This window comes from Nocardia sp. CA-084685 (genome assembly GCF_050955785.1).
Lineage (GTDB): Bacteria > Actinomycetota > Actinomycetes > Mycobacteriales > Mycobacteriaceae > Nocardia.
The window spans coordinates 2,857,866-2,878,291 of the sequence record NZ_CP192094.1; the positions used below are offsets into that span (position 1 = coordinate 2,857,866).

Genomic DNA, 20,426 nt, shown 5'->3' on the forward strand with positions numbered 1-20,426 from the left:
CCCCGTTGCGGAATACCGCACCGGGGTCTTTGTGTTGAAAAGGGGTTGCCGTTATTGCGTGCGGTCGTCTGACGACACCGCTTGACCTAGGAGGCCCCATCAGCACTGAGACCCGCATCAACGATCGCATCCGCGTTCCCGAGGTCCGACTCATCGGACCGGGTGGTGAACAGGTTGGGATCGTGCGTGTTGAAGATGCACTACGCGTCGCCCTCGAGGCGGATCTCGACTTGGTCGAGGTCGCGCCGGATGCCCGTCCGCCGGTCTGCAAGATCATGGACTACGGCAAGTTCAAATACGAGACGGCGCAGAAGGCGCGCGAGTCTCGTAAGAACCAGGTGCAGACCGTTATCAAGGAGCAGAAGCTCCGTCCCAAGATCGACGACCACGACTACGAGACCAAGAAGCGCAACGTTGTTCGCTTCCTCGAGGCCGGCTCGAAGGTCAAGGTGACGATCATGTTCCGCGGTCGTGAGCAGTCGCGCCCCGAATTGGGCTTCCGGCTGCTGCAGCGTCTGGCCTCCGACGTCGCCGAATTGGGTTTCGTCGAGACCTCCGCCAAGCAGGACGGTCGCAATATGACCATGGTCCTCGCGCCGCATAAGGGTGCGAAGACGCGGGTGAAGGCGCAGGAGGATTCGCGGGCACCACGTCCGGCCGCCACCGAAGCGCCTGCCGCTCCCGCGCCTGCCGCGGGCGCACCGGCCGCCGAACAGGCCGCGCCGGCCGAACCGCAGTAATACCGATCAGAAAACCGGTGGTCCGACGCGGACCACCGGTACGAGACAGATAGAGGAATCCATGCCGAAGATGAAGAGCCACAGCGGCGCCTCGAAGCGATTCAAGGTTTCGGGCCGTGGCAAGCTGCTGCGTCAGCAGGCGAACCGTCGCCACCTGCTCGAGCACAAGTCCACCCGCCGGACTCGTCGTCTGGATGGCACGGAGGCCGTCGCGTCCGTTGACGTCCCTCGCGTCAAGCGCCTCCTGGGTCTCTGAGACTTTCAGGCCAGCCCCGCGCGACCGGGATTCCGGACGCCGACCACCGACAAACATCCGGGCGCCACGCATGCGCCCCCTAGATCGACAAAGGACTGACCCATGGCACGCGTCAAAAGGGCCGTCAACGCGCAGAAGAAGCGCCGTTCCGTTCTCGAGGCCTCCAAGGGATACCGTGGCCAGCGCTCGCGGCTGTACCGCAAGGCCAAGGAACAGCAGCTGCACTCGCTCGCCTACGCCTACCGGGACCGCCGGGCGCGCAAGGGTGACTTCCGCAAGCTCTGGATCGCCCGCATCAACGCCGCGGCGCGCCTGAACGACATCACCTACAACCGCTTCATCCAGGGCCTGAAGGCCGCCGGTGTCGAGGTGGACCGCAAGATCCTCGCCGAGCTCGCCGTCTCCGACGCCGAGGCGTTCGCCGGTCTGGTCGCCGTCGCCAAGGCCGCCCTCCCGCAGGACGTCAACGCCCCGGCGGCCTGATCCGCACCTGCGTGACGACAAAGCATTCGGAACGACCCGTGGATGCGCTCTCCGAGCACAATCCGCGGGTCGTTTCCGCTGTCAAGCTCCAGCGCGCCGCCCAGCGTCGCAAGACGGGGCAGTTCCTCGCCGAGGGCGCGAATTCCGTTGCGGCAGCGCTGGAAACCGGTCGCGTGCGTGAGCTGTTCTATTCGATGCACGCCGCTACGCGGGAGAATCCGCTGATCGCCGGGGCCGCCGCCGCGGGCGTGCGCACCACGCTGGTGAGCGAGCGCGCCGCCGAACACCTCGGTGAAACCGTCACCGCGCCAGGGCTTGTCGCGGTGTGCGATCAGGTTGACGTGCCGTTGGCGGACATATTGAGCGAGCGGCCGACGCTGCTCGCCGTTCCGGTGGAGATCGCCGAGCCCGGGAATGCCGGGACTCTCATTCGAGTCGCCGATGCGGTGGGCGCGAATGGTGTTGTGCTGGCGGGGGATACGGTTGATCCGCACAATGGCAAATGCGTTCGCGCGAGTGCGGGCAGCTTGTTCCATGTGCCGATCGCGCGGCATCGTGATGTCGGGGAGGTGCTCGATGCCCTTGCGGCAGCGGGCATTACGGTGCTCGCCACGGCCGCCAAGGGCGAGGTTGATCTGGACGACGCAGACGAACTGCTGGCCGGTCCGGTGGCGTGGCTGTTCGGCAATGAGGCGCATGGTCTGGATCCCGCTGTCGCCGCGCGTGCGGATCATCGTGTGCGAATTCCCATTCATGGCCGTGCCGAAAGTCTGAACCTCGCTGCGGCGGCCGCGATCTGCCTCTACGCTAGCGCCCGCGTCCAGCACGCGAAATAGGTAGCGCTGTGGAACGTTCTGTTGCCTGACGCGAATTCTCGCGTCCGATACGCGCCGCGAAATGGTCGCTGGGCGGGCGGGGGTTCAGCCAGCGATGATGGCCTCACGCTTGTCGAAACCACGCACCAGTACCCTCGACATCAGTCGGATCACCAGAGCGGCCTCTTGCTTCAATCGCACCAGTTCCGGTTCGGTCGCGTCCTGTAGCACGCGCGGCACCTCGAACTTCATGTTGCCGCCTCCGCACACGCTTCGCCCAATGGCTCCGCACAGCATGTGAAGCTGTCGTTTGGTTCAGGAGGTCGAGTGCCAGCGCGTCGGCTCGGAACGCTGGGGAGCCTGCCGCGGGCGTCACGCACGCGTTCTGGTTCGCTCTGCGGAAGATGGTCGGGCACTGGTTGTTTCGTGAACTTCCTCATGGGTAGGGTTGAAGGCGGCGAGATGCTCTATCGACTGGGGGAGAGATTTCGATGGCGCCACAGATTCCGGGAATGCCTACGCCGCCAGCGGATGACTCGGGACAGGCCCCGCATGGTTCGCAACCGTGGTACAGCCGCGCTGACGATATTGCGTTCGCGGAGGTGGCAACCGCCGCGGCAGTCGCTGCGGATGTCAAAGGGTTGACGCACGCATCGAAACATCTGCGTCACTACCTCGATAACTCCGGCACCGATTGGGTTCTCGACCCGGACCAGATCATGAATGATGATCCCAGGTTGAAGCGGCTGGCCGCAGTGATCGTCAGCGATTACGTACGAAATATCGCCGGTCAAGCGGGAGGGACAAATAGTTATGAAAATCCGATTCCCTTCCAGTCGGAGTGGCGGGACTACACATTCGATTCTTCGAGCCAGCGAGACTGGTTTCTGGCGATAGGATCGATGCATATGGCCGCCAGCGGGGTGGTCACGGTTCATCGTCCGGATAACGGCGCACAGCCCCGTGTCACGGTCTATTACGAGATTCATCTGCATGACCGCTACAACTGGGATGGCAACAAGTCGACCGAAATCGCTGGAGTCACCGTCACCGACCGCCGGTTGGGTGCGCTGCATACGGCCGGATTGGCGCAGGAATTCGAGCAGTACGGTTCATCGGTATATAAACTCTACGAGGGGGTAGTGCCCACCAATGGCTCAATCGAATTGCAGGGGCCCGAAAGTCGTGAAGACACTCGCGCCGACCCGACCCGGTGAGCGGCGCTCGATGAGGGGGCCGGGGATGAGGCTAGGCGCGCTGCTGTTCGGAATGCTGGCGCTGGTGTCGCTGGCTGTGTTCGGCTGCTCGAGGGCCGTCGATCGTGCTATCGATCGTGCGGTAGCGCCGGATGTCGTGACATCGGCCGGTCCGGAACTAGTGCGAGAGGCCGCCGAATTCGGGGGTTGGGTGGTGCCTGTGAACGCAAAGGTCCTGATGGTGAGACGTGAGATCGTGCGCCACAAGACATACAGGATGGCCGTGGAAATGTCCCCGGACGATTTCCGCTCGATGTTGGAGCAGTCCCGTTTCACGGCCACTTTCAGGAAGCTGTACGAGACCTCCCTCGAGACGACGATCGCCGGACCCAATTTGGCATCGTCGCCGAATATCGAGACTGCTCAGGATTTATTCGTATCACCGACTGGGCCTGGGATGACCCGTACTGTCACGGTCGATGAGCGTGATGCGGATACGCGAATCGCGCACATCACATTTTCGGCGGAATGACAGCAATCAGGTCGAGGATGCCGAGGACTCGATGCTGTGCCCCCACCAGACATTGTTGCCGAATCCATACTTTACACTGCCCATATCAACGACCACCTTGGCGGGGATGTCGAAATCTGTTGCATTATAGTTCGGGCCCGCCTGTCCAGGGAAATAGTTGAGCGCCTGGGAAATCCGGCCAACAGTCGTGGTGATCGCGTTCTTCATGGATTCGGCCGTCTGCTTCAAAGAATCGACCGCAGAAGTGATCTGGGATCTGAGCGTTTCGTTCATGGGATCGTTGATCCGCAGTGCCCACACTCCCAACGGCATGGTGAAGCCGAGTGCGTTGATGGGCTTGGTGATCGCGCCGCTGATTCCGATCGCCTGGTTGTACACGAGGCGTTCGAGGAGTGCACCGCCGTTTTCCACGATCTTCGACACGGTCTCGACGCCATTGCTGCGCTCGTCGACCGATCGTCCGAGGCCGCCCGCTCTCGATTCGAAGCTCTGCGCGGCACCTCCCGTCCATACCCTGCGTAACCACGTGGTTCCGCCAGAGATGTTCTGCGAGGTGACGTAGTCGTTGATTCCGAGCAGCCCGATCCGCTTACCGATGGCTTGCAGCGCTTCCCAATCCGACACCAGCGAGGACAGATAGTCCGCCGCGGGCTTGATACCGACGACCTGGCTCCAGGGTTCGTCGTAGGCGGAGATCAGATCGATCGCGGCGGTAACCACCCGCCGGATGGTGTATGTACCGTCCTCGACATGCGGCAGGTTGGGAAGTTGCAGACCGCTGTACCGGGTGACGCCTTGTGGATCACCCGATCGACCGGACGTTCCTGCGTCTCCTGTCACGTCCGAGGTACCCGCCGATATCGAATCCGCGTACGCCTCATCGGTGGCTCGATAGCCACTCTTGGCGGTGGAAAGATCTGTGACCAGAGCGTTCAGCGTGGTCACGTCACGCTGGTGTGCTCCGGACAGCGCGTTGTGAAAGCCATCCAATGCCGAAGTCAGCGTGGCCAGCAGCCCCGTTGTCCCCGAGGGAAGTACCAGTCTCGACAGCTGGGTCGAGGCGTTCGACGAAAAGTTCGTTACCAGGTCCTGGAGATCCAAAGCGAATCCGGCAATACTGGGCAGGTCGACGCTGAACTCATCCACGCCAACCCCGAATCGCATTGCGGTACTGCACAATCAAGAATTGCCCCTCCCGTGTGGATTACAGGCAACACCTTACTGGGCGCCGCCGCCCGGCGGGCGGCCGTGCAGCAGGCTGACTGCCGGGTTCTACGGGCGCAACCGAAGTCAGCGACGGTCACCAGATATCGGTCCAGACGGGCCGTTTGGGAATGTCGAACAATGCGGAATTCTTGTGGACCACAACGGGAACCGAGGAGCCGACGCTCAGTCGCTCGGCCAGTGCTCGCGCTTTGACCTCGCGGAATTGAGGGTAGAGGTACTGCTTCCGCACGCGGGCATCCGCACCCGAGTCCGGGTGCGGGAACTGAACTTCGACCCGCACCTGCCACAAATCGTAGCTGAGCGTCCCCGAGCGGTGTTTATATCGTAGATCCGACTCGACCACCACCGCGGACACCGCGATCCCGGCCCGCCGCAGGTAATTCCGGCGCAGCCGCCATGCGGCGGCTAGCACAAGCATCCACGCACCCATGCCCAGCAATATGCTCACCGGAAGATACAGCGCCATGGTGAGTTGCGAACCGGTCCACCGGACTATCGCGGCACCCAGGCTCAGCACGCCCGTCATGAAGGCCACCGCCGCTATCGCGACACCCAGCGTCCACACCAGCGACATCGGGCCGATCATCTGCTGGGACCGCCCCATACCAACTCCTCGAGCAAACCGGCAGTAAGCCACCGAATCGAAGCTGTGGCATGAATCGAAGAAGTACCACACTCCGGCGTAGGCCGCGTTGGCGCGTGTGGAGTCCATGCGCTCGTCCGATCCGGTAACTGCCACATTGAGGCGAAATATATTGTGGGTCTTAGCTATTCACTTCCGCGCCACTTCCGCTTGGGCTTACCCTGCGACACCCGCACTGGCCAGCACACCGCCCACACCAACACCACCAACGGCACACCAGCCGCCAGCACCAGCCCGACCGTAATCCAACTCATCATCCTTGCCTCCCCGACGAGAACGCGGTCCACCGAGCGAAAGACATTCGCGGAGCAACAGTTTCGACATCCGCAACACACATCACCGCATGCAACATCAGCACATCCATGTGCAGTGGCGACGGCATGATCACCGCATCCACATCCGCACCCCGAACCTGGTCGACGAGCGGTACCAGCGTGATGTCCGGCGGCCACACCAGCGCGTAGCCGAGCCGCCGCGCTAGTCGCCGCACCTGCGCGGCATCCCATTCCGGCATTTCGGTCACCACTGGGTCTATCCAACCCAGCGCGGTCGGACGCGGCCTCATCGCTGGCTTGCATCGCGGGGTGCGGCCGTCGGTGTGAGCCGTGTGGCGAGCGCCGCGGCATCCGCACCGGGGTCGGTCAGCCCATCCATGACATCGAGCAAGGTCTGCATGTCGGGGCTGGGCGCCGCCGGTGGCTGGGGATCAACGAAATGGCGACAGTCCAGCCGCTCGGCGAGACAACGAGTATCGATCACACGCTCCGGCCCATTAGTCCGTTCGAAGCGGACGGCTTTCGGCCTACTCTCGTCAGCATCGGCGGATGTGGATCGCCACGCCCTGTACTGCTGGCAGATATCCATGTCCGGGCTCATTCCGTGCTGTTCCTTCTAATCGCGTATTGGTAAGCACCGCCGCCGGGAAGCAGTCGCCGACCGGGCGGCTTGGCTGAATGGTCGACATGCCGATGCGAAGACGGCATCATCCCGACGGCGGAGCTGCGACGAACCATTGGTATGCCCGTGCCGGGGATGCGGCCCCGGGCTCCAGGACGACTGTGTGGGCACAGGCTGACTCGCCCATTCGCGGGGACCACGTCCGCGAACCGTTCGACCACATCGGCTGGTCCGTCGTTGTAGACAGCCGGTCGACCGATGAACGGATCCGGTTGCGGCAGGGCCGAATCGCGGTCCACCGCTCGAGATCGGCGGCGGTTCGGGTCTTGGGTGGTCACCGGCCATCCTGACTGGTGTTCTCCGCGCCCGGATCGGCGTGGAGTTCCCCACGGCATAGACCAGCCGCACTCCATAAAGCAGGGGTGGTGAGCACGACGAACAGAGCGGGAATTGGACAGCACCACTCGGTTGTCCGGTTTCGGAGAACTGTTGTCAGGCAGAGGATCTGGTGCAGGTCGGGCAGTCGGCGGGCGAATCGGTGGGGTGCGGATGTCCCGTCTCAATCAGAAGAGTCCAACAGCCGCGCAACATCTCACACGTCCCTACCGTGCAGTCGGCGTGTAGATCGCGGGAGATCTCCCCATGCATCTGCGCCGGTGCCATCGCCTGACTCGGATACCGGTGCTCGATGGGATCGGCGGCCATATCAGAACCCCTGGTGCGGAACGTCAGCCGGGACCAACCGCCCGGCCTCGATCAGCCGCTTCTTCGCCTGCGCCTTGACCGGGCACATCGACGCCGCGCAGTCCAGATGGGCCTGCATCGTCGCGTGGGCGTATTCGATTGTCATCACAGGCAATTCGCTGTGGTTCGTTACGGGCAGGCCGTGCATACGGAAACTCCGAACGTGGGTGTGGGTGTCTGGAATGCCCGATAGCCGAGGCCGAAACTGCCTGCGCGACAAAGTTATTCACTGAAGCAGCGGGGTGCATCCCGGCTACCGGGGTGATTTCAGTAGTACGCTCCAGTGGGGCACTTTGGAAGATTTCTACCTGCGATTTGCGGAACTAATTCCCGCACTTCCAGATTGCCACTCACGATCATTCCAAAATGCACGCCAACGACTAGTGAGGCTACGTAATGACCGGTTCGGCTGTACCGCGTCGGATGTTGGGCCGTCAGTTGAAGAGGCTCCGAGAGGAGTCTGGTGTATCGCCAACCGCAGCGGCCAGGGCGATCGAGGTGTCACCTCAGACGCTGTGGCGGATGGAGTCGGGCCAACGCGGGCCGAAGCTGAAGGAGCTCTACATCGGCGTCTTATGCGAGATGTACGGAGCGACTGCAGAAGAGATTGCGGCGCTGACCGGCCTCGTCGCGGAGACGAAGAAGCCGGGCTGGTGGCACAGGTACGGCGATGCCGTTCCAGCTGACTTCAACCTGTTCATCGGGTTGGAGGAGGCCGCAAAGCGCATGACAACCTTCCAGCTGACCCTTGTCCCCGGCCTGCTGCAGACACCGGATTACCGGCGGGCGCTCGCATGGATCGAGTTCCCCGGCCACGCCACCGCTGCCCTGGAAACTCTGATCGAGGTCCACAGTCGGCGGCAGTCGAGGTTGCGGGACAGTGCAAGCGACTTCGAGTTCCGGGTGCTCCTCGGTGAGTCGGTGCTGCACCATCAGGTGGGCGGTCCGGCTGTGATGGCGGAGCAACTTCGGCATCTTGCGGACGTTGGCCTCTCGTCGAACGTGTCGATTCGGGTGATCCCTCAGCAGATCGGAAGCCATCGGGGCTTGATTACGGGATCGTTTGTGTTGATGGAATTTCCCGTACACCCGACGTCTCGGCTGACCGAGCCTCCAGTCGTATATGTGGAGGGCTATACAGGGGCTCTCTACTTGGACCAAGAAGCCGAAATCACGCAGTACCGTACTGCAATTGCGCAGATCCAACAGGTAGCGTTGGACGAAGAGCAGAGCAGGGAACTGCTACTGAAAGTTGCAAGGGAGTACCAAGCGTGAGCATCGACCTGTCCAGCGCAGCATGGTTCAAGAGCAGCAGGTCAGCCAGCCGTGACACATGCGTGGAAATCGCGCACCTCGAAGGTGGCATGGTCGGTGTGCGGGACTCGAAGGATCCCATGGGACCGGCTCTTGTGTTCAGTCCCGTCGAGTGGGATGCGTTCACGGCGGGTTTGCAGAGCGGCGGGCTTGAGCTGTCCTGAGTGGCGTGTCCATGTGAAATCGTAAGAAAACCAGGTGCTTTCGCCTCGGGTTCTTCCGTTCCTATAACTCCACGCGCGCGCGTCGGCGACGCTAAATGGACGCCATCGGCTCGGCTGACGACGGCCCAACGCCTTTGCGTGCTGGTGACCTGGCCGGTACGGTCTAGACGAGCTTTGGTGGGGGCGGGGTAGCCGGTCCGGTCCCAGGTCTGGGATGGCATCGGCACGAGAGGACGAGATGGCCAGCTGGAGTGGTGTGGTCCGGGGTGTGGTTCTCGGTGCGGGGGTGGTCATGCTGGCTTCGGCGTGCAACTCCGGTGGGGAGTCGAAGGGTAATACGAACAGTGCGTCGGCGACGCCGACGATCGCGGCGGATGTACCGGCCGGGTTCGACGCGTGCAAGGACATCCCGCAGGCTCTTATTCAGTCGGAGAAGCTGAAGAACAAGGGGGCTGACACCACAGATAGGCCCGGTGGCATCAAGTGGCGTGGCTGCGGCTGGGTTCAGGCTGGCGGCGACGGCTACGCAGGCTCGATCGACACCACCACTATCACCTTGGCGATGGTGCGAGCCAACAAGGACTTTAGGGTCGCTGAGGAGTTCAGCGTGGGCGGGCGGGCGGCACTTACCTACAGTCCAAGCGCGCAGAACGATTTAAAGGAGCACTGCATCTTGAATGTCGAGATGAAGGGCGGCAGCCTCGAGGTCAGTATCATCAACCCGCCTTCGGCCAAACTGACTGCCTCCCAGCACTCTTGTGACATCGCTAAGCGCCTGGCGGAGGGAATCGTTCCAGCGATACCCGCCACCCTCTAAACTTGAATCGATCTCCGGTCGATCTCAGCCGGAGCCCTGGGGAGGAATGCCAACGATGAGTAACGATACGACGATGCCGGCATCAGCTGGGCCGCTGGCCAGCGCGATTAAGGATGCTCAGAACGGCAAGCTGACCGTCAGCTTCAGCGACGACGTGCGGGTCAACGCCGACGAATTCGTCTACATCGAACGCGACTGCGAGGCGTTCAAAGAAGAGATAAGGGACCTTCAACGGATCGCGCAATCGATCTCGGACCGTGAGCACTGGGGTCTCGGCGAGACAACGGACGGCATGACCTCGGCCGCCACACTGGTGGCTCGCTTCCGTGGCAAGGCCAAGATCGTCAATCCAGCCACCGACACGGACAACAACGTCTACGACATTCTCCAGCAGCACTATCAGATCGTCGACGACATCCAAAACCTCCACCGCACAATCGCCCAGAAATACGTCGAGCAGGATCAAGAATTCGCCGCTCGCTACAACGAGTTGAAGGCGAATGTAGAAGCCAGCCAGATCGGTGCCCCGACCCAACTGGGTGTGATTTCGCCCCCGGCCGTCGGTGCTTCGAAATGAGTGGTTCGTGTCATCCAATGGCGCGCTGGCCGGCGCGATCAAGGACGCTCTTCCGATTCAGCGTTCCTCCGGGACTGAAACCGCGATGAATGCATTGTGCGGTATCCAAACCAACGTAGTCGGGCGCGGCCTCTTCGCTGCCCAGCGTCGCGGGCTGCGGCTGTCAGTGTAAACACACTCGGTTAGCCGACTTGCGGTAGGCCGGAAGTTCGACCTGCACCGTGGATGACGACGTTGTCGATGGGGGATGGGCGTCAACCTGCTCGACGTGATGGTAATCATCGTGGTGATTGAAATGCGGCCCGGCTGTACCGATCGTCGACTCCGTGCGTCAGCTGCCGCGCCGGACGAACGGCTCAACATGGCGCTTGGTATGCCGTGATCTGATTGCGCCGACCAGCCTCCGTGAGCGACACCGCGATCAGCCGCCGCAGGTCAAGCGCTGGCGGAATTGTGACGGGCAAGCCTGTCTCAGGCCTCGGGCTCATCCTCGGCCCACCATGCATCAGATCGCATCTCTTCGGGGACCCGTGGATCTTCCGGACCATCGAGTTCTAGAGCGAAGATACGCTCGAACCACTCATTGCGCAGGCTGGGGGGTAACCGTGCGCCACACCATGGACAGCAGTTCATCACAATACGGCTGTCCTGATCAGGAATGGCAATGTAGTATTCCCGAAATTTTGGATCATATCCGATAGGAATCGAATCATCGGCGAGCCAGGCATCCATTCCTTCGCAGGTATGGCGGAGCCGATTGGTTGACAATTTTACCCCACTTGTATCGTTCGTCCGGGAACTGCAGGCTTGTATATCTTGCCGGTGATCGGGTCAATAGAACCCAAATGATTCCCCTTGCTGTCGTATGCCTCTATATCGTTGTGGGTGTAATCCCATTCGTAGTACTCGCGCGCCTTGCCATTTTTGCCGTTGGTTCTGGTTCTTCCCCGGTACGGCTTGAGATCTTTCCAGACCGGAGATTCCCCCGGACCTTGCGGGTTCTCCTTACGCTCGTTCGTATCATCCGGTGTGTCGTCAGCGGCAAATACCGTCATACCAATTATGGCGGCGAGGTTGGTGATGGCTTTGTCGAGGTCGACGGCGGGCAGAGCATGGAAGGCGTCGATGGCGCCAACGGCGCCGGCGGCGAGACTGGTGAGGCCGATGACGCGGACCATTTGGCTGGCGCGGTAGGAGGTTTGGATCGCGTTGATGGTGAGGGCAACGTCGGCGTCGATGGCCGCGGCTGCGGCGACGGCGGACGAGCCGAGGCTGAACAGGAACGCGACTCCGGCGCTGATGGCGATCAGGCTGATGGACAGTTCGAGTGCGTTGATCGCGCTGGCGTTATCGTCGCCGAGGGCGACGGTCGCGTCGTGATAGTCCTTGACCGGTGCCGCCATCTTTTGGGAGGCGGTAGCGACGGTGTCGGCGCCGGTTTTCAGGGTCGTGAAGTGGTCTTGGAGTAGTTGCCGGTTGGTGGGGTCGTCCATGCCGTCGAACAGAGCCGAGATGGCGGAGATGCGGGCGGCGGCGCCGGTGATGGTGTCGTGGTTGGCGAAGGTGTTCCAGGTGGTGTGGGCTTTGTCGAGTTTGGTGTGATCGCCGTTGGGGAGTTTGCCGAAGGCGGCCAGGACTTTGGCGATGAGTTTGTCCAAGAACTCCTTCAGGCCGCCGTGGTCGGTGAAGCCGATTCCGTTGTTGCCCACCGACGATGGGATGCTGACCTTGTACTCGCCGACCTGGCTGATAACAGGGCGGTCTGGTAGCGGATCGCAGTTGTTGCTGACGGCGTAGTTGTAGCCGTTGGCATACAGCACGGCGCCGTAGTTGGTGAGAGCGTTGGCCAGGCTGGAGCAGGCCTGCATGGTCTTTGTGGCGGCTTTGTCGTAGGCCTCACCCCACTGTTGGCAGCCGGGGGCGTCCCCGGCCATCCCGACGCACTCGCCTTTGACCGCATCGTGGACGGGTTTGTCCGCCTTGCGGAGATCGTCGGCGAGGTCATGGCACTTCTTGGCGGCGTCGTAGTAGGTCTGCCAGTCGACGATCACGGCTGTCCCGATTGCAGCATGCGGCGGTTTACATCGATGGCGAGGGTGTAGCGGCCGTGCGCTTTCTGTGCGGCGTCACTCATGGCGGCGACCCCTTCGGCGAATTCCCGTGCGGCCACAAGCCATTGGCTGTGCGCGTCGGCATAAGCGCTGGCTGCGGCGGATTCCCAGCTGCCGCTGTGCAGGGCCGCGACCTTTTGGTCGAGTTCGTCGAGGTGATCGTGCAAGAACCCGGCCAAACCGTTGAGACGCGACACGATCCGGTCGAGTTGGTCGAGGTCGACGCTGAATTGGGAGCTCATGGCAGATCCAGGCTGGAGATACCGGACGCGTTGCCGGTGTCGGTGTTTTTGTAGTTGGCCGCGGTGACGCCCAGCTTCTCGGCAAGCGAAGTCAGCGCTTGCATGAGTTGTGTTCCACCGTCATGGGTTTCGGTCCACCCGGTGGAGAACTCGTCGGCCGCGTCGCCGGTCCAGTCGGATGCCAGTAAGGTCTCGACCTCGCGGGCGGCGGAATCGAGGGCCTGTTTCATGGTGTCGGCGATGTTGTAAACGTACTGGCCGATCGTCTGCACATCATCAGGGACAACAGAAAGATTCTGGCCAGATCCGACAGGCCCCCCGCCACTGCTCATGCGCTCGACCATAACGGCGTACTGCGACCGGTGTCCACTGCGCCGTTTCGACTAGCGGCGCGTCGTCGCAGTCGGATGGTGTGGTCGCGGTTCGATTCGTAGCAGAACTGAAGATTGGATCGCTTGCTGTTTGCGATCGTTTCGGGATATTGCCATGTGAACTCCAGGAATCTAGCTCCTCTTCGAGGATGCCGCGAAGGTTTTCTGCTGCGGACATGTTCGGCTCGGTGACCCCGGCGGGGATGACACGGAGAATTCCATGCCTATGACCGGGCATCTTGAGCACCCGAAACTATTTGGCCCGACCTGCCTCCGGCGCAAGGCGATTAAGCAGAATGGATGCCCTACGCCGGAGTGCTCAGCAGGGCGGCCAGCGTGTCGTGCAGCAAATCCACCACGGGGTGTTGCCGCTATGCGCCGTTGTCCTCAACGGACGGCCTCACCGCTGGTGAAGAGGGCGGGAAGCAAGCCGAGTTGGGCCTTGACGTTGTTTGCCGCTTCGCGGACCGGGCCGCGTTGGGTGGACACCTTGCCGTCCTTCGAGATGATGTTGTTCTGCCAGATCGTTGCGCTGCGCCTCCAGTCAATTTCGATGGCGAGGCGTTTGTACTGTTCGTGTCGCCAGTCGAGGTCGGGGCTCTTGCGGATCTCGTAGGCGACGCGACCGATGACGACGAGCCCCGTCGCCGTCATGTTGACGTACTTTTGCCGGAAGTCCGTTACCTGGTTGGCGGGTCCGCCGCTGGTCGGCAGTTCGCGGATCTCGCGCCACGGATCCATGTGCTCGGACATGGTTTCGACGAGAGTGATTGCATCCATCACAAATTCGTCGCGCGCGGCCTTGGTTCCGAGGAGCCGCGCGCTCTGCCTGGCGACTGAATCCTCCGCGAGGGCGTAGTCGGCAAGGAGCAACTCCTTGACGAACTGGCGAACCTGGTTGAGCAAGAATACCGCCTGTGACGCCTTGGGCAGGGTCTTCGATGTCGCGTCGACCCGACCGCGGAACAATCGGGTCCCCTCTACGAGGTCGGCAAGAACACCGTTGACGGGCTCTCGGGTGTTGTACACCGCGAGCAGACTCGCCGGAATTTGCTTGGTCTGGGCGGCATCGGCGAAATCCTGATGGATTCGCTTGAGCTCGTCTTCGACGACGATGAGCACTGCGAGGCAGTCATCCTCGAATCCTGCCCCCAGGTCCACCAGCCCGGGAATCGCCGATCGACCTGAACCGTGGCCCTTGATTGCGGTGATGCGGTGCTGGCCGTCGGTGACATAGAAGCGGACATTGTCACTGATAACCATGAAGCCCAGGCGGTTCTTGAAATTGCCGCGGGGCACATGGAGCGCGGGCAGTTGCCGTGCGTTCAGGGTGACCGGCGGGAGGATGTAGTCGGCCGGGTTCTCCCGCACGTAGTGGTTGATGTTCTTCACGTGATCGGTCATCAGCGGCCGATTCGTCGTGTTGGCCGGATCGCCTCCCCTGTCGACGGATTCGGCGACGACCTGGTTGGCGAGGAAAGAGTAGGGGAACGACGTCGAGATCATCGTTCGTTGCCCCTGGCGGAAAACAGTGCAGGGAAAGACGCGGGCACCCGCCGCTGCCGCATCGGCCGAGGCGGCCAAGAGAGCCTTATCGAGGCCGTCATGTTCCATGAGTCCCATGTGGTTATCGGTCATGATGAATTTCCTTGTCTTGCAAACATTTACAAATCGTTGACGTCTATGTCTGGATCGCTACCGCAGCGAAACCGTTACGCCGCCGGAAAACATCGAATCGTGCAGCACGATGTGGTCGGGCTCGGTGTCGGCGGGCAGGTCGAAGACCATTTGGGCGGTGATGCTGTTGCCGGGGTTGATGTCCGCGTACAGGCTGGTGTCGGCCTGCAGGTTGATCGCGGCGGTGCCGTCGTTCCCGAACTTGCGGTTCTGGGCGTCGAACACGTATTGGTCGCTGGGGGAGAAGCCGTACGGGACCTTCGAGGTATTGCGCACAGTGAGGGACACGATGGTGTACGAGCCCTGCGCTGTCTTCTGCAGGTATGGGTTGGTGCCGAGCGTTTTCATGCCGGACTGGACGTCAGTGACCACGAATTCGAACTTGCCGTCCCGCACCGGGGTGTTGAGGCGGGGTGCCGGTGGAACCGAAGTTGTCGCAATGGGTTTCGCCTCACTGGTGTTGCCCCCGTTTGTCGCTGCGATCGCCGCTGGCGTGGGCTGTGCCTTCTTGGAGGCGGTGCCGGCGACGGCGCCCACTCCGCACAGCAGGATGATGCCGCCGATGATGAGCAGCAGGATCATGCTCGGGCTCAGTCTCTTCTTCGGAGGTGGTATCGGGCGTGGAGGAATGCCTTGGCAGTACGCGTGGGACTGGGGTCCTTGGTACTTCATGGGTTTCCCTATCGTGCCGTCAGGTCAGGCATCGGCCTGCGGGGATGAATGCAGTGGATTACCGGTCGGCCCGAGCGTCGGGGAGTTCCGCATGTTGTCAGGCGGATTCGAAAATCCACGTGCAGCCGTCCACGGTGATGATGTCGCCGGCCTTCAGCCGCACATCGGAGGGGCCGTCGTAGGACTCGATGTCGATCAGTTCCGAAGACTTCGCGCCCTTGTAGGGCAACCATTTGATGAAGCAAAAGCCGTAGTCGCCGGGCCTTGGTCCCTGCGTGTGGTACAGCCCTGCCTGCACGTCCTCGCCGACGACCTGCATCCCTTCGTGGAGCGAGTTACGGGGAGCCGCGTGTGCGCTTCCGGTGGCGACAATTCCGGCGAGTCCGGCGCCGAGCAGTACTGCGATCAATGTGCGAATCATTGTGTTGTCCTTGAGATATTGAAGCGGACCGATACGGTCCAGGTGCGTTGGTTGTTGCGATGCCTCTGCGGGCGGGGGCGATGCGCGATCGGTGGTTCGAATTCATCGCGGACGATCCAGGTGTGGGTGGCGCGACTCCGATCGCGCCACCCACGCGGTCACTACCAGCAGTATTGGTAGGCGCCTGTGCCGTGACATTCCTGCTGGTAGTCCCACTGGTCGGGGACATCGGAATTCGGGATGGCTGCGCCCGCAGCGCCGCCGACGGCCATACCACCGAGAACACCGACCAGCAGGCCGACCGGCAAGGTGATCGGGATAAGCAGACCCATGGTGGCAATGCCGATCACGATGCCCAGCAAGGCCCCGCCGAGACCGCCGATCGCCGCGCCGATGCCCATGCCGGCCTCGATGCTGCGCTGGTGCGGTGATGTTTTTCGCCAATAGCCGATGGGGTTCGCGGCGACGTCGGCAACGAGTTTCGTTCCGTTGGCGTCGAGCCTGGGTGTGAGGGTGACCTCCTGGTCGCCGAGTGGCAACTGCAGCGGCAGGCTGCTCACGACGGTGCCATCAGCGGCGATCACGTTGATCGTGTCCTCGTCGATATCGAAGGTGCCTCCGGTGAGTACGGCGGTGAGGGTCTTGCCGTCACGTCCACGGTCCACGCAGTAGGCGACACCGTGATCGGTGCCTTGTGTATTGCTGGGTAGCGCCTCCGCCGAGACGTCCGGCTGGGCGGGGGGCTGGGCATCGGAAGTCCCGCAGGTGATCCCGATGGCGGCGATGGTCAGTACTGCGGTTGCCGCGTACTTCTTGATTCTCATTGTTCCTTGTCCCTCGGATTGCTATTTCTCGGGTTCAGTGCGGGTTGGTTTCGGCTCTGGTCGATATGTGATGCGAGCCCGTATCGGCAATTCGTGCGACTACGCATCCGCGACGAGTCGCAGCGCGAGCAATCGCGGTGCGGCCGTGCGGAGCTCGCGGCTGGTGAGATACCGGCCGCCGGTGATGAGTGCGCCGTCACACAGGGTGAGTTCGCGACTAACGCGATGTCGGCGGTGGTGACCGCGATTATGTCGGCGCGTGGCCATGACCTCCCCCTTCGTGCCGCCAAGCCGGCGCTTTCCGCGGCCGATCTTCATGACTTGATGTTGTGAAATCGCCTGGAGTGAAACCTGTTTCGAGTGGACAGCATCTGGCCATCGGTCTGTCTAGTACAGTAAGCGGCACTGAAAACATTGTCAATCGACCATTCGCGATTGACTTTGACTCGCAGATCATGGAGGGTGAGTGAACGTACACGAGAGGAGGGCGATGTCGAAGCCTGCGTCAACGGTTAGCGCCGCAGAAATCTCCCGGCTGGCGGGTGTCACTCGCGCCACAGTCAGCAACTGGCGTAGGAGGCATGCCGACTTTCCCAAGGCGATCGCGGGGAGCGAGGCTCGTCCGGAATTCGACCTGCACCAGGTACAGGCATGGTTGACCAAGCACGGGGTCGAGGCGGAAGAGTCGCCGACGACCGAGCTGCGCACCCTGGTGCGGTCCCAAGCTACGGCGGATGAGGTCGCGCAGTTGATGCGGTCGCTGCGGCGGTCCGGTGGCGAATGGTTGTCAAAAGGCATCGGCTCTGGGAAGACATTCGCCTTCGTCGCCGAGGCGTTGCGCACGATGGAACTGGCCACCGCAGCGGATGGTGCACGTGCGGCCGTCGATGTGCTGGCGGAACGCGCGCTCGAGGCCGCCCCGGTCACCGGCCTGTACATCACGCCGGCTCCGGTGGCGGAATTGATGGCGGCGCTGCTGGATTCGCCTGGCGCGCTGGATGCGCGCAGTGTGCTGGACCCGGCGTGCGGGAGTGGTTCGTTGCTGCTGGCGGCGGCTGGAGCAGGTGCCGTCGACCTGTACGGCCAGGATGTGCAGGCTGTGCAGACCGAGCGCACCCGGCTGGCGGTCGAGGCCGCGACCGATCTCGAACCCACCGTGCACACCGGCGACAGCCTGACCGCGGACGCCTTTGCCGATCTGGAAGTCGATGCCGTGCTGTGCAATCCGCCCTATGGGCAACGCGATTGGGGCGCGGACGAACTGGCATTCGACACTCGCTGGGAGTACGGCGTTCCACCGCGCGGCGAATCGGAGCTGGCGTGGGTACAGCATGCGCTGGCGCATTTGCGTCCGGGCGGAACGGCGGTGCTGCTGCTGCCGCCGGCGGTGGCGAGTCGTGGTTCCGGGCGTCGGATTCGCGCCGCTCTCCTGCGGGCGGGCGCGTTGCGCGCTGCAATTGGTCTGCCGCCAGGTGTCGCGCAACCGTGGCATGTCGGCTTACAGATGTGGTTGCTTCGGCGTCCGGAGCCGGGTGTGCCGGTGCCGGACACAGTCCTGTTCATGGACACGACTGGTCTGTCGAAGAGGACGGACGATGATGATTCGGTCGACTGGGCTGTTGTCACCGGCATGGCGGAAAAGGCATGGCGAGGCTTCGACGGTGGCTCTCCGGACTCTCCAGCAATGCCCGGGGTTGCGATCGCCGTGCGGGTGGTGGATGTACTCGACGAGGAGGTGGACCTCACGCCTGCGCGGTACGTCCGGTCGTCGCTGGACTCCGGAACGATCTCCGATCAGGTCGACGATGCGAAGACCCAGCTCACCGATGCGGTGTCGGAATTGGCGACAGCGACCGATGCGCTGGGCGAGTGGTCGGTGATGGCGGCAAAACCGTGGCGCTCGGTGACCATTGCCGACTTGGCAAATCGTGGTCCACTGCAATGGTTCCGGGCGTGTCCGTCCAGTCCGGATCCGATTCCGGATCCATTGGACCCCCGACGGGTGCTCACCGCAAGGGATATCGCGACTGGCGTCCCCGCCTCGGGCACGCTGGGAGCGGCCACGCCTGCGGAGATCGTCGAAATCGAGGCCGGTGACGTGCTGATATCAGCAGTTCGCAGCGACAGATCCGGTGGCCGCCGGGCCCGGGTTGCCGGTCCCGAGGACGTCGGGGGCGTGCGCGGCGCACACGTTCATCTGCTGCGCACGGACCCGGATCGATTCGACGCGTGGTTTCTGGCGGGTGTCGTCACCGGCACCGAAAATGGGGCCGCGACACGAACATCCACGGCCCGCTTCGATCTGACCAGGCTGCGAATACCGCTGCTTGCGCTGCCCGAGCAGCAACGGTATGGGGCGGCTTTCAGGCGCCTGTACCTGCTGCGTATGGCCGCTCGGCGCGCCGACGAGGCTGCTGAACAGGTGGCGGATTTGGTGATGACGGGGCTTACCGCCGGTGTGCTGACGCCCGACGACAGCGACGTGCGGAATCAACTGGATACGAAGTGAATACGACCTGGTACAGCCCTCGGCGGACTCGATATCGGGGACCCGCCGGTGACATATCGTTGTGGCAACGTAACGAAGCGATAGGCAGATAGCATTTATACAGCAGTACGCACATAAAACGTCGTGTCTACGTAGGTTCCGGGCAACAGTTGATTGGGCCGTCGAGGGGGAGAATCCGTGGATCATCTGCAAGTCAGTGACCCTAAGCAGATTGGTGATATCTCGATTCGTGGTCGGCTTGGCAACGGCGGTATGGGCCGAGTCTATTTCGGTGTCACCGATGATGGAGATCCCGTGGCCGTCAAGGTGATTCGCGACGACCTGTTCGGTCGAGCCGAGGTGCGCGCTCGTTTCGCGCGTGAGCTGGATGCACTGCGCTCCGTGCAGAGCCCGCACCTAGCGGCCCTGCTCGCGGCGGCTTCCGATGATGACGACGAACGGCCCTGGCTGGCCCTCGAATACGTTCGCGGTCTCAGCCTTAAGGAACTCGTCGAGACGCGCGGTCCGCTCAGCGTCGAGCAGACCGCGATCCTCGGTCTGCTGCTGACCAAGGCGCTGGCTGACATTCACGCCGCCGAACTGCTGCATCGCGATCTCAAACCCGGAAACATCCTGATGGGCAGGGAAGGCCCGAAGGTCATCGACCTCGGTTTGGCCGCCTTCGCCGACGGTCCCACCGATCTCACCGGGAGCGCCGCCCACCTCGGAACCCCAGCTTGCATGTCGCCCGAACAGATCAACACACCGCGACAGCTCACCGCCGCGACCGACGTCTATGCCCTCGGCGCGTCCCTGCTCTACGCGCTGACCAAGCATTTTCCGTATCAGGACCAGGTCGTGGTGGCATTGCTGCTGAAGATCTCCGATCCGAACGTGCCCCCTGACCTGCGCGGTGTGCCCGACTCGTTCGAGCCGCTGCTGCGCCGGATGCTCGCCGCCGATCCCGCCGACCGCCCGACCGTCTCCGAACTGCACACCAGGTTCGAACAGCTGGTCGGCCCCCGGCAGTCGGCAGCCATCCGGAACCTGGCCGTTACCACATACGTGGAACGCGACACCGATCCGAGCGAACCGGAACCGCTGCGGCGCCCGCTACGCCGGGACCTGTCCGCGGTCGCGCCGCCGGGATCGGTGCTGCACCGGCTCTCCGAGCGCCTGCGCAACAACTACGCCTCCACTGCCCGTTTCTGAACA

At 62.6% G+C, this 20,426-nt stretch carries 29 protein-coding genes; 13 read left to right on the forward strand and 16 right to left on the reverse strand.

The annotated features are described in order from the left end of the window. Positions 1-53 precede the first annotated feature (53 nt). The 4 genes from infC (at position 54) to ACQP2U_RS12905 (ending at position 2,315) form a co-directional block, all read left to right on the forward strand. A complete protein-coding gene (infC, locus tag ACQP2U_RS12890; RefSeq protein ID WP_084484190.1) occupies positions 54-740 on the forward strand; it encodes a translation initiation factor IF-3 in 687 nt (228 codons plus the stop codon). A gap of 61 nt (positions 741-801) precedes the next feature. Continuing rightward, positions 802-996: a 50S ribosomal protein L35 gene (gene rpmI, locus ACQP2U_RS12895; protein WP_040689021.1), complete on the forward strand. Its 195-nt coding sequence runs from the start codon at positions 802-804 to the stop codon at positions 994-996. Positions 997-1,098: 102 nt separating this feature from the next. Then, a complete protein-coding gene (gene rplT, locus ACQP2U_RS12900) occupies positions 1,099-1,479 on the forward strand; it encodes a 50S ribosomal protein L20 (RefSeq protein ID WP_364504236.1) in 381 nt (126 codons plus the stop codon). Between the two features lie 38 nt (positions 1,480-1,517). Next, entirely contained in the window at positions 1,518-2,315 is a 798-nt protein-coding gene (locus ACQP2U_RS12905) for a TrmH family RNA methyltransferase (RefSeq protein ID WP_433714861.1), read from the forward strand. 84 nt (positions 2,316-2,399) lie between these two features. Here the strand turns inward: ACQP2U_RS12905 and ACQP2U_RS12910 are convergent, their stop codons facing one another. Further along, positions 2,400-2,546: a hypothetical protein gene (locus tag ACQP2U_RS12910; protein WP_433714862.1), complete on the reverse strand. Its 147-nt coding sequence runs from the start codon at positions 2,544-2,546 to the stop codon at positions 2,400-2,402. A gap of 239 nt (positions 2,547-2,785) precedes the next feature. On the opposite strand from ACQP2U_RS12910, the gene ACQP2U_RS12915 reads away from it, so the two are divergent. Then, complete coding sequence (locus tag ACQP2U_RS12915; protein ID WP_433714863.1) at positions 2,786-3,511, forward strand: hypothetical protein; 726 nt, start codon at positions 2,786-2,788, stop codon at positions 3,509-3,511. A gap of 52 nt (positions 3,512-3,563) precedes the next feature. Further along, positions 3,564-4,022 carry a hypothetical protein gene (locus ACQP2U_RS12920; protein WP_433714864.1) on the forward strand — a complete coding sequence of 153 codons (459 nt, stop codon included), beginning with the start codon at positions 3,564-3,566 and terminating at the stop codon, positions 4,020-4,022. 6 nt (positions 4,023-4,028) lie between these two features. On the opposite strand, the gene ACQP2U_RS12925 is transcribed toward ACQP2U_RS12920, so the two are convergent. The 6 genes from ACQP2U_RS12925 to ACQP2U_RS12950 all read right to left on the reverse strand — a co-directional run bounded on the left by ACQP2U_RS12925 (position 4,029) and on the right by ACQP2U_RS12950 (position 7,639). Then, the gene (locus tag ACQP2U_RS12925; protein WP_433714865.1) at positions 4,029-5,186 is read right to left on the reverse strand and encodes a hypothetical protein; all 1,158 of its coding nucleotides are present in this window, start codon (positions 5,184-5,186) and stop codon (positions 4,029-4,031) included. 136 nt (positions 5,187-5,322) lie between these two features. Continuing rightward, a complete protein-coding gene (locus tag ACQP2U_RS12930) occupies positions 5,323-5,853 on the reverse strand; it encodes a hypothetical protein (protein ID WP_433714866.1) in 531 nt (176 codons plus the stop codon). A 164-nt stretch (positions 5,854-6,017) separates the two neighbouring features. Beyond that, positions 6,018-6,149, reverse strand: a complete 132-nt coding sequence (locus ACQP2U_RS12935; protein ID WP_433714867.1) for a hypothetical protein — start codon at positions 6,147-6,149, stop codon at positions 6,018-6,020. Next, positions 6,146-6,406, reverse strand: a complete 261-nt coding sequence (locus tag ACQP2U_RS12940; protein ID WP_433716447.1) for a hypothetical protein — start codon at positions 6,404-6,406, stop codon at positions 6,146-6,148. Before ACQP2U_RS12940 ends, ACQP2U_RS12935 begins: the two co-directional genes overlap by 4 nt. Positions 6,407-6,453: 47 nt before the next feature. Then, positions 6,454-6,768, reverse strand: a complete 315-nt coding sequence (locus tag ACQP2U_RS12945) for a hypothetical protein (protein WP_433714868.1) — start codon at positions 6,766-6,768, stop codon at positions 6,454-6,456. Between the two features lie 727 nt (positions 6,769-7,495). Then, positions 7,496-7,639, reverse strand: coding sequence for a hypothetical protein (locus ACQP2U_RS12950; protein ID WP_364352378.1), 144 nt, complete (start codon positions 7,637-7,639; stop codon positions 7,496-7,498). 317 nt (positions 7,640-7,956) lie between these two features. On the opposite strand from ACQP2U_RS12950, the gene ACQP2U_RS12955 reads away from it, so the two are divergent. The 5 genes from ACQP2U_RS12955 to ACQP2U_RS12975 all read left to right on the forward strand — a co-directional run bounded on the left by ACQP2U_RS12955 (position 7,957) and on the right by ACQP2U_RS12975 (position 10,787). After that, complete coding sequence (locus ACQP2U_RS12955; protein ID WP_433716448.1) at positions 7,957-8,808, forward strand: helix-turn-helix domain-containing protein; 852 nt, start codon at positions 7,957-7,959, stop codon at positions 8,806-8,808. Then, a complete protein-coding gene (locus tag ACQP2U_RS12960; RefSeq protein WP_433714869.1) occupies positions 8,805-9,011 on the forward strand; it encodes a DUF397 domain-containing protein in 207 nt (68 codons plus the stop codon). The genes ACQP2U_RS12955 and ACQP2U_RS12960 overlap by 4 nt, the downstream gene beginning before the upstream one ends. A gap of 214 nt (positions 9,012-9,225) precedes the next feature. After that, positions 9,226-9,828, forward strand: a complete 603-nt coding sequence (locus ACQP2U_RS12965) for a DUF3558 domain-containing protein (protein WP_433714870.1) — start codon at positions 9,226-9,228, stop codon at positions 9,826-9,828. 55 nt (positions 9,829-9,883) lie between these two features. Beyond that, positions 9,884-10,405 (forward strand): hypothetical protein, encoded by a 522-nt coding sequence (locus ACQP2U_RS12970; protein WP_433714871.1) that lies wholly within the window; start codon positions 9,884-9,886, stop codon positions 10,403-10,405. Positions 10,406-10,652: 247 nt separating this feature from the next. Continuing rightward, the gene (locus ACQP2U_RS12975; RefSeq protein WP_433714872.1) at positions 10,653-10,787 is read left to right on the forward strand and encodes a hypothetical protein; all 135 of its coding nucleotides are present in this window, start codon (positions 10,653-10,655) and stop codon (positions 10,785-10,787) included. Positions 10,788-10,876: 89 nt separating this feature from the next. Here ACQP2U_RS12975 and ACQP2U_RS12980 read toward each other — a convergent pair whose 3' ends face one another. The 9 genes from ACQP2U_RS12980 to ACQP2U_RS13020 all read right to left on the reverse strand — a co-directional run bounded on the left by ACQP2U_RS12980 (position 10,877) and on the right by ACQP2U_RS13020 (position 16,990). Continuing rightward, on the reverse strand, positions 10,877-11,173 hold the full coding sequence (locus ACQP2U_RS12980; protein ID WP_433714873.1) for a DUF6980 family protein: 297 nt from the start codon (positions 11,171-11,173) through the stop codon (positions 10,877-10,879). A gap of 2 nt (positions 11,174-11,175) precedes the next feature. Then, positions 11,176-12,456, reverse strand: coding sequence for a colicin E3/pyocin S6 family cytotoxin (locus ACQP2U_RS12985; RefSeq protein WP_433714874.1), 1,281 nt, complete (start codon positions 12,454-12,456; stop codon positions 11,176-11,178). Beyond that, a complete protein-coding gene (locus ACQP2U_RS12990) occupies positions 12,453-12,758 on the reverse strand; it encodes a WXG100 family type VII secretion target (protein ID WP_433714875.1) in 306 nt (101 codons plus the stop codon). Before ACQP2U_RS12990 ends, ACQP2U_RS12985 begins: the two co-directional genes overlap by 4 nt. Beyond that, positions 12,755-13,102, reverse strand: a complete 348-nt coding sequence (locus ACQP2U_RS12995; protein ID WP_433714876.1) for a WXG100 family type VII secretion target — start codon at positions 13,100-13,102, stop codon at positions 12,755-12,757. The genes ACQP2U_RS12990 and ACQP2U_RS12995 overlap by 4 nt, the downstream gene beginning before the upstream one ends. 414 nt (positions 13,103-13,516) lie before the next feature. Continuing rightward, complete coding sequence (locus ACQP2U_RS13000) at positions 13,517-14,767, reverse strand: DNA sulfur modification protein DndB (protein ID WP_433714877.1); 1,251 nt, start codon at positions 14,765-14,767, stop codon at positions 13,517-13,519. Between the two features lie 57 nt (positions 14,768-14,824). Next, positions 14,825-15,388 carry a DUF4352 domain-containing protein gene (locus ACQP2U_RS13005; protein WP_433714878.1) on the reverse strand — a complete coding sequence of 188 codons (564 nt, stop codon included), beginning with the start codon at positions 15,386-15,388 and terminating at the stop codon, positions 14,825-14,827. Positions 15,389-15,575: 187 nt separating this feature from the next. Continuing rightward, positions 15,576-15,899, reverse strand: a complete 324-nt coding sequence (locus ACQP2U_RS13010) for a hypothetical protein (RefSeq protein ID WP_433714879.1) — start codon at positions 15,897-15,899, stop codon at positions 15,576-15,578. A 161-nt stretch (positions 15,900-16,060) separates the two neighbouring features. Next, complete coding sequence (locus ACQP2U_RS13015; RefSeq protein WP_433714880.1) at positions 16,061-16,723, reverse strand: hypothetical protein; 663 nt, start codon at positions 16,721-16,723, stop codon at positions 16,061-16,063. A gap of 99 nt (positions 16,724-16,822) precedes the next feature. Beyond that, positions 16,823-16,990 carry a hypothetical protein gene (locus ACQP2U_RS13020; protein WP_433714881.1) on the reverse strand — a complete coding sequence of 56 codons (168 nt, stop codon included), beginning with the start codon at positions 16,988-16,990 and terminating at the stop codon, positions 16,823-16,825. 223 nt (positions 16,991-17,213) lie between these two features. On the opposite strand from ACQP2U_RS13020, the gene ACQP2U_RS13025 reads away from it, so the two are divergent. Next, the gene (locus ACQP2U_RS13025; RefSeq protein ID WP_433714882.1) at positions 17,214-19,232 is read left to right on the forward strand and encodes an N-6 DNA methylase; all 2,019 of its coding nucleotides are present in this window, start codon (positions 17,214-17,216) and stop codon (positions 19,230-19,232) included. Between the two features lie 177 nt (positions 19,233-19,409). Beyond that, positions 19,410-20,423 (forward strand): serine/threonine-protein kinase, encoded by a 1,014-nt coding sequence (locus ACQP2U_RS13030; RefSeq protein WP_433714883.1) that lies wholly within the window; start codon positions 19,410-19,412, stop codon positions 20,421-20,423. Positions 20,424-20,426: the final 3 nt, after the last annotated feature.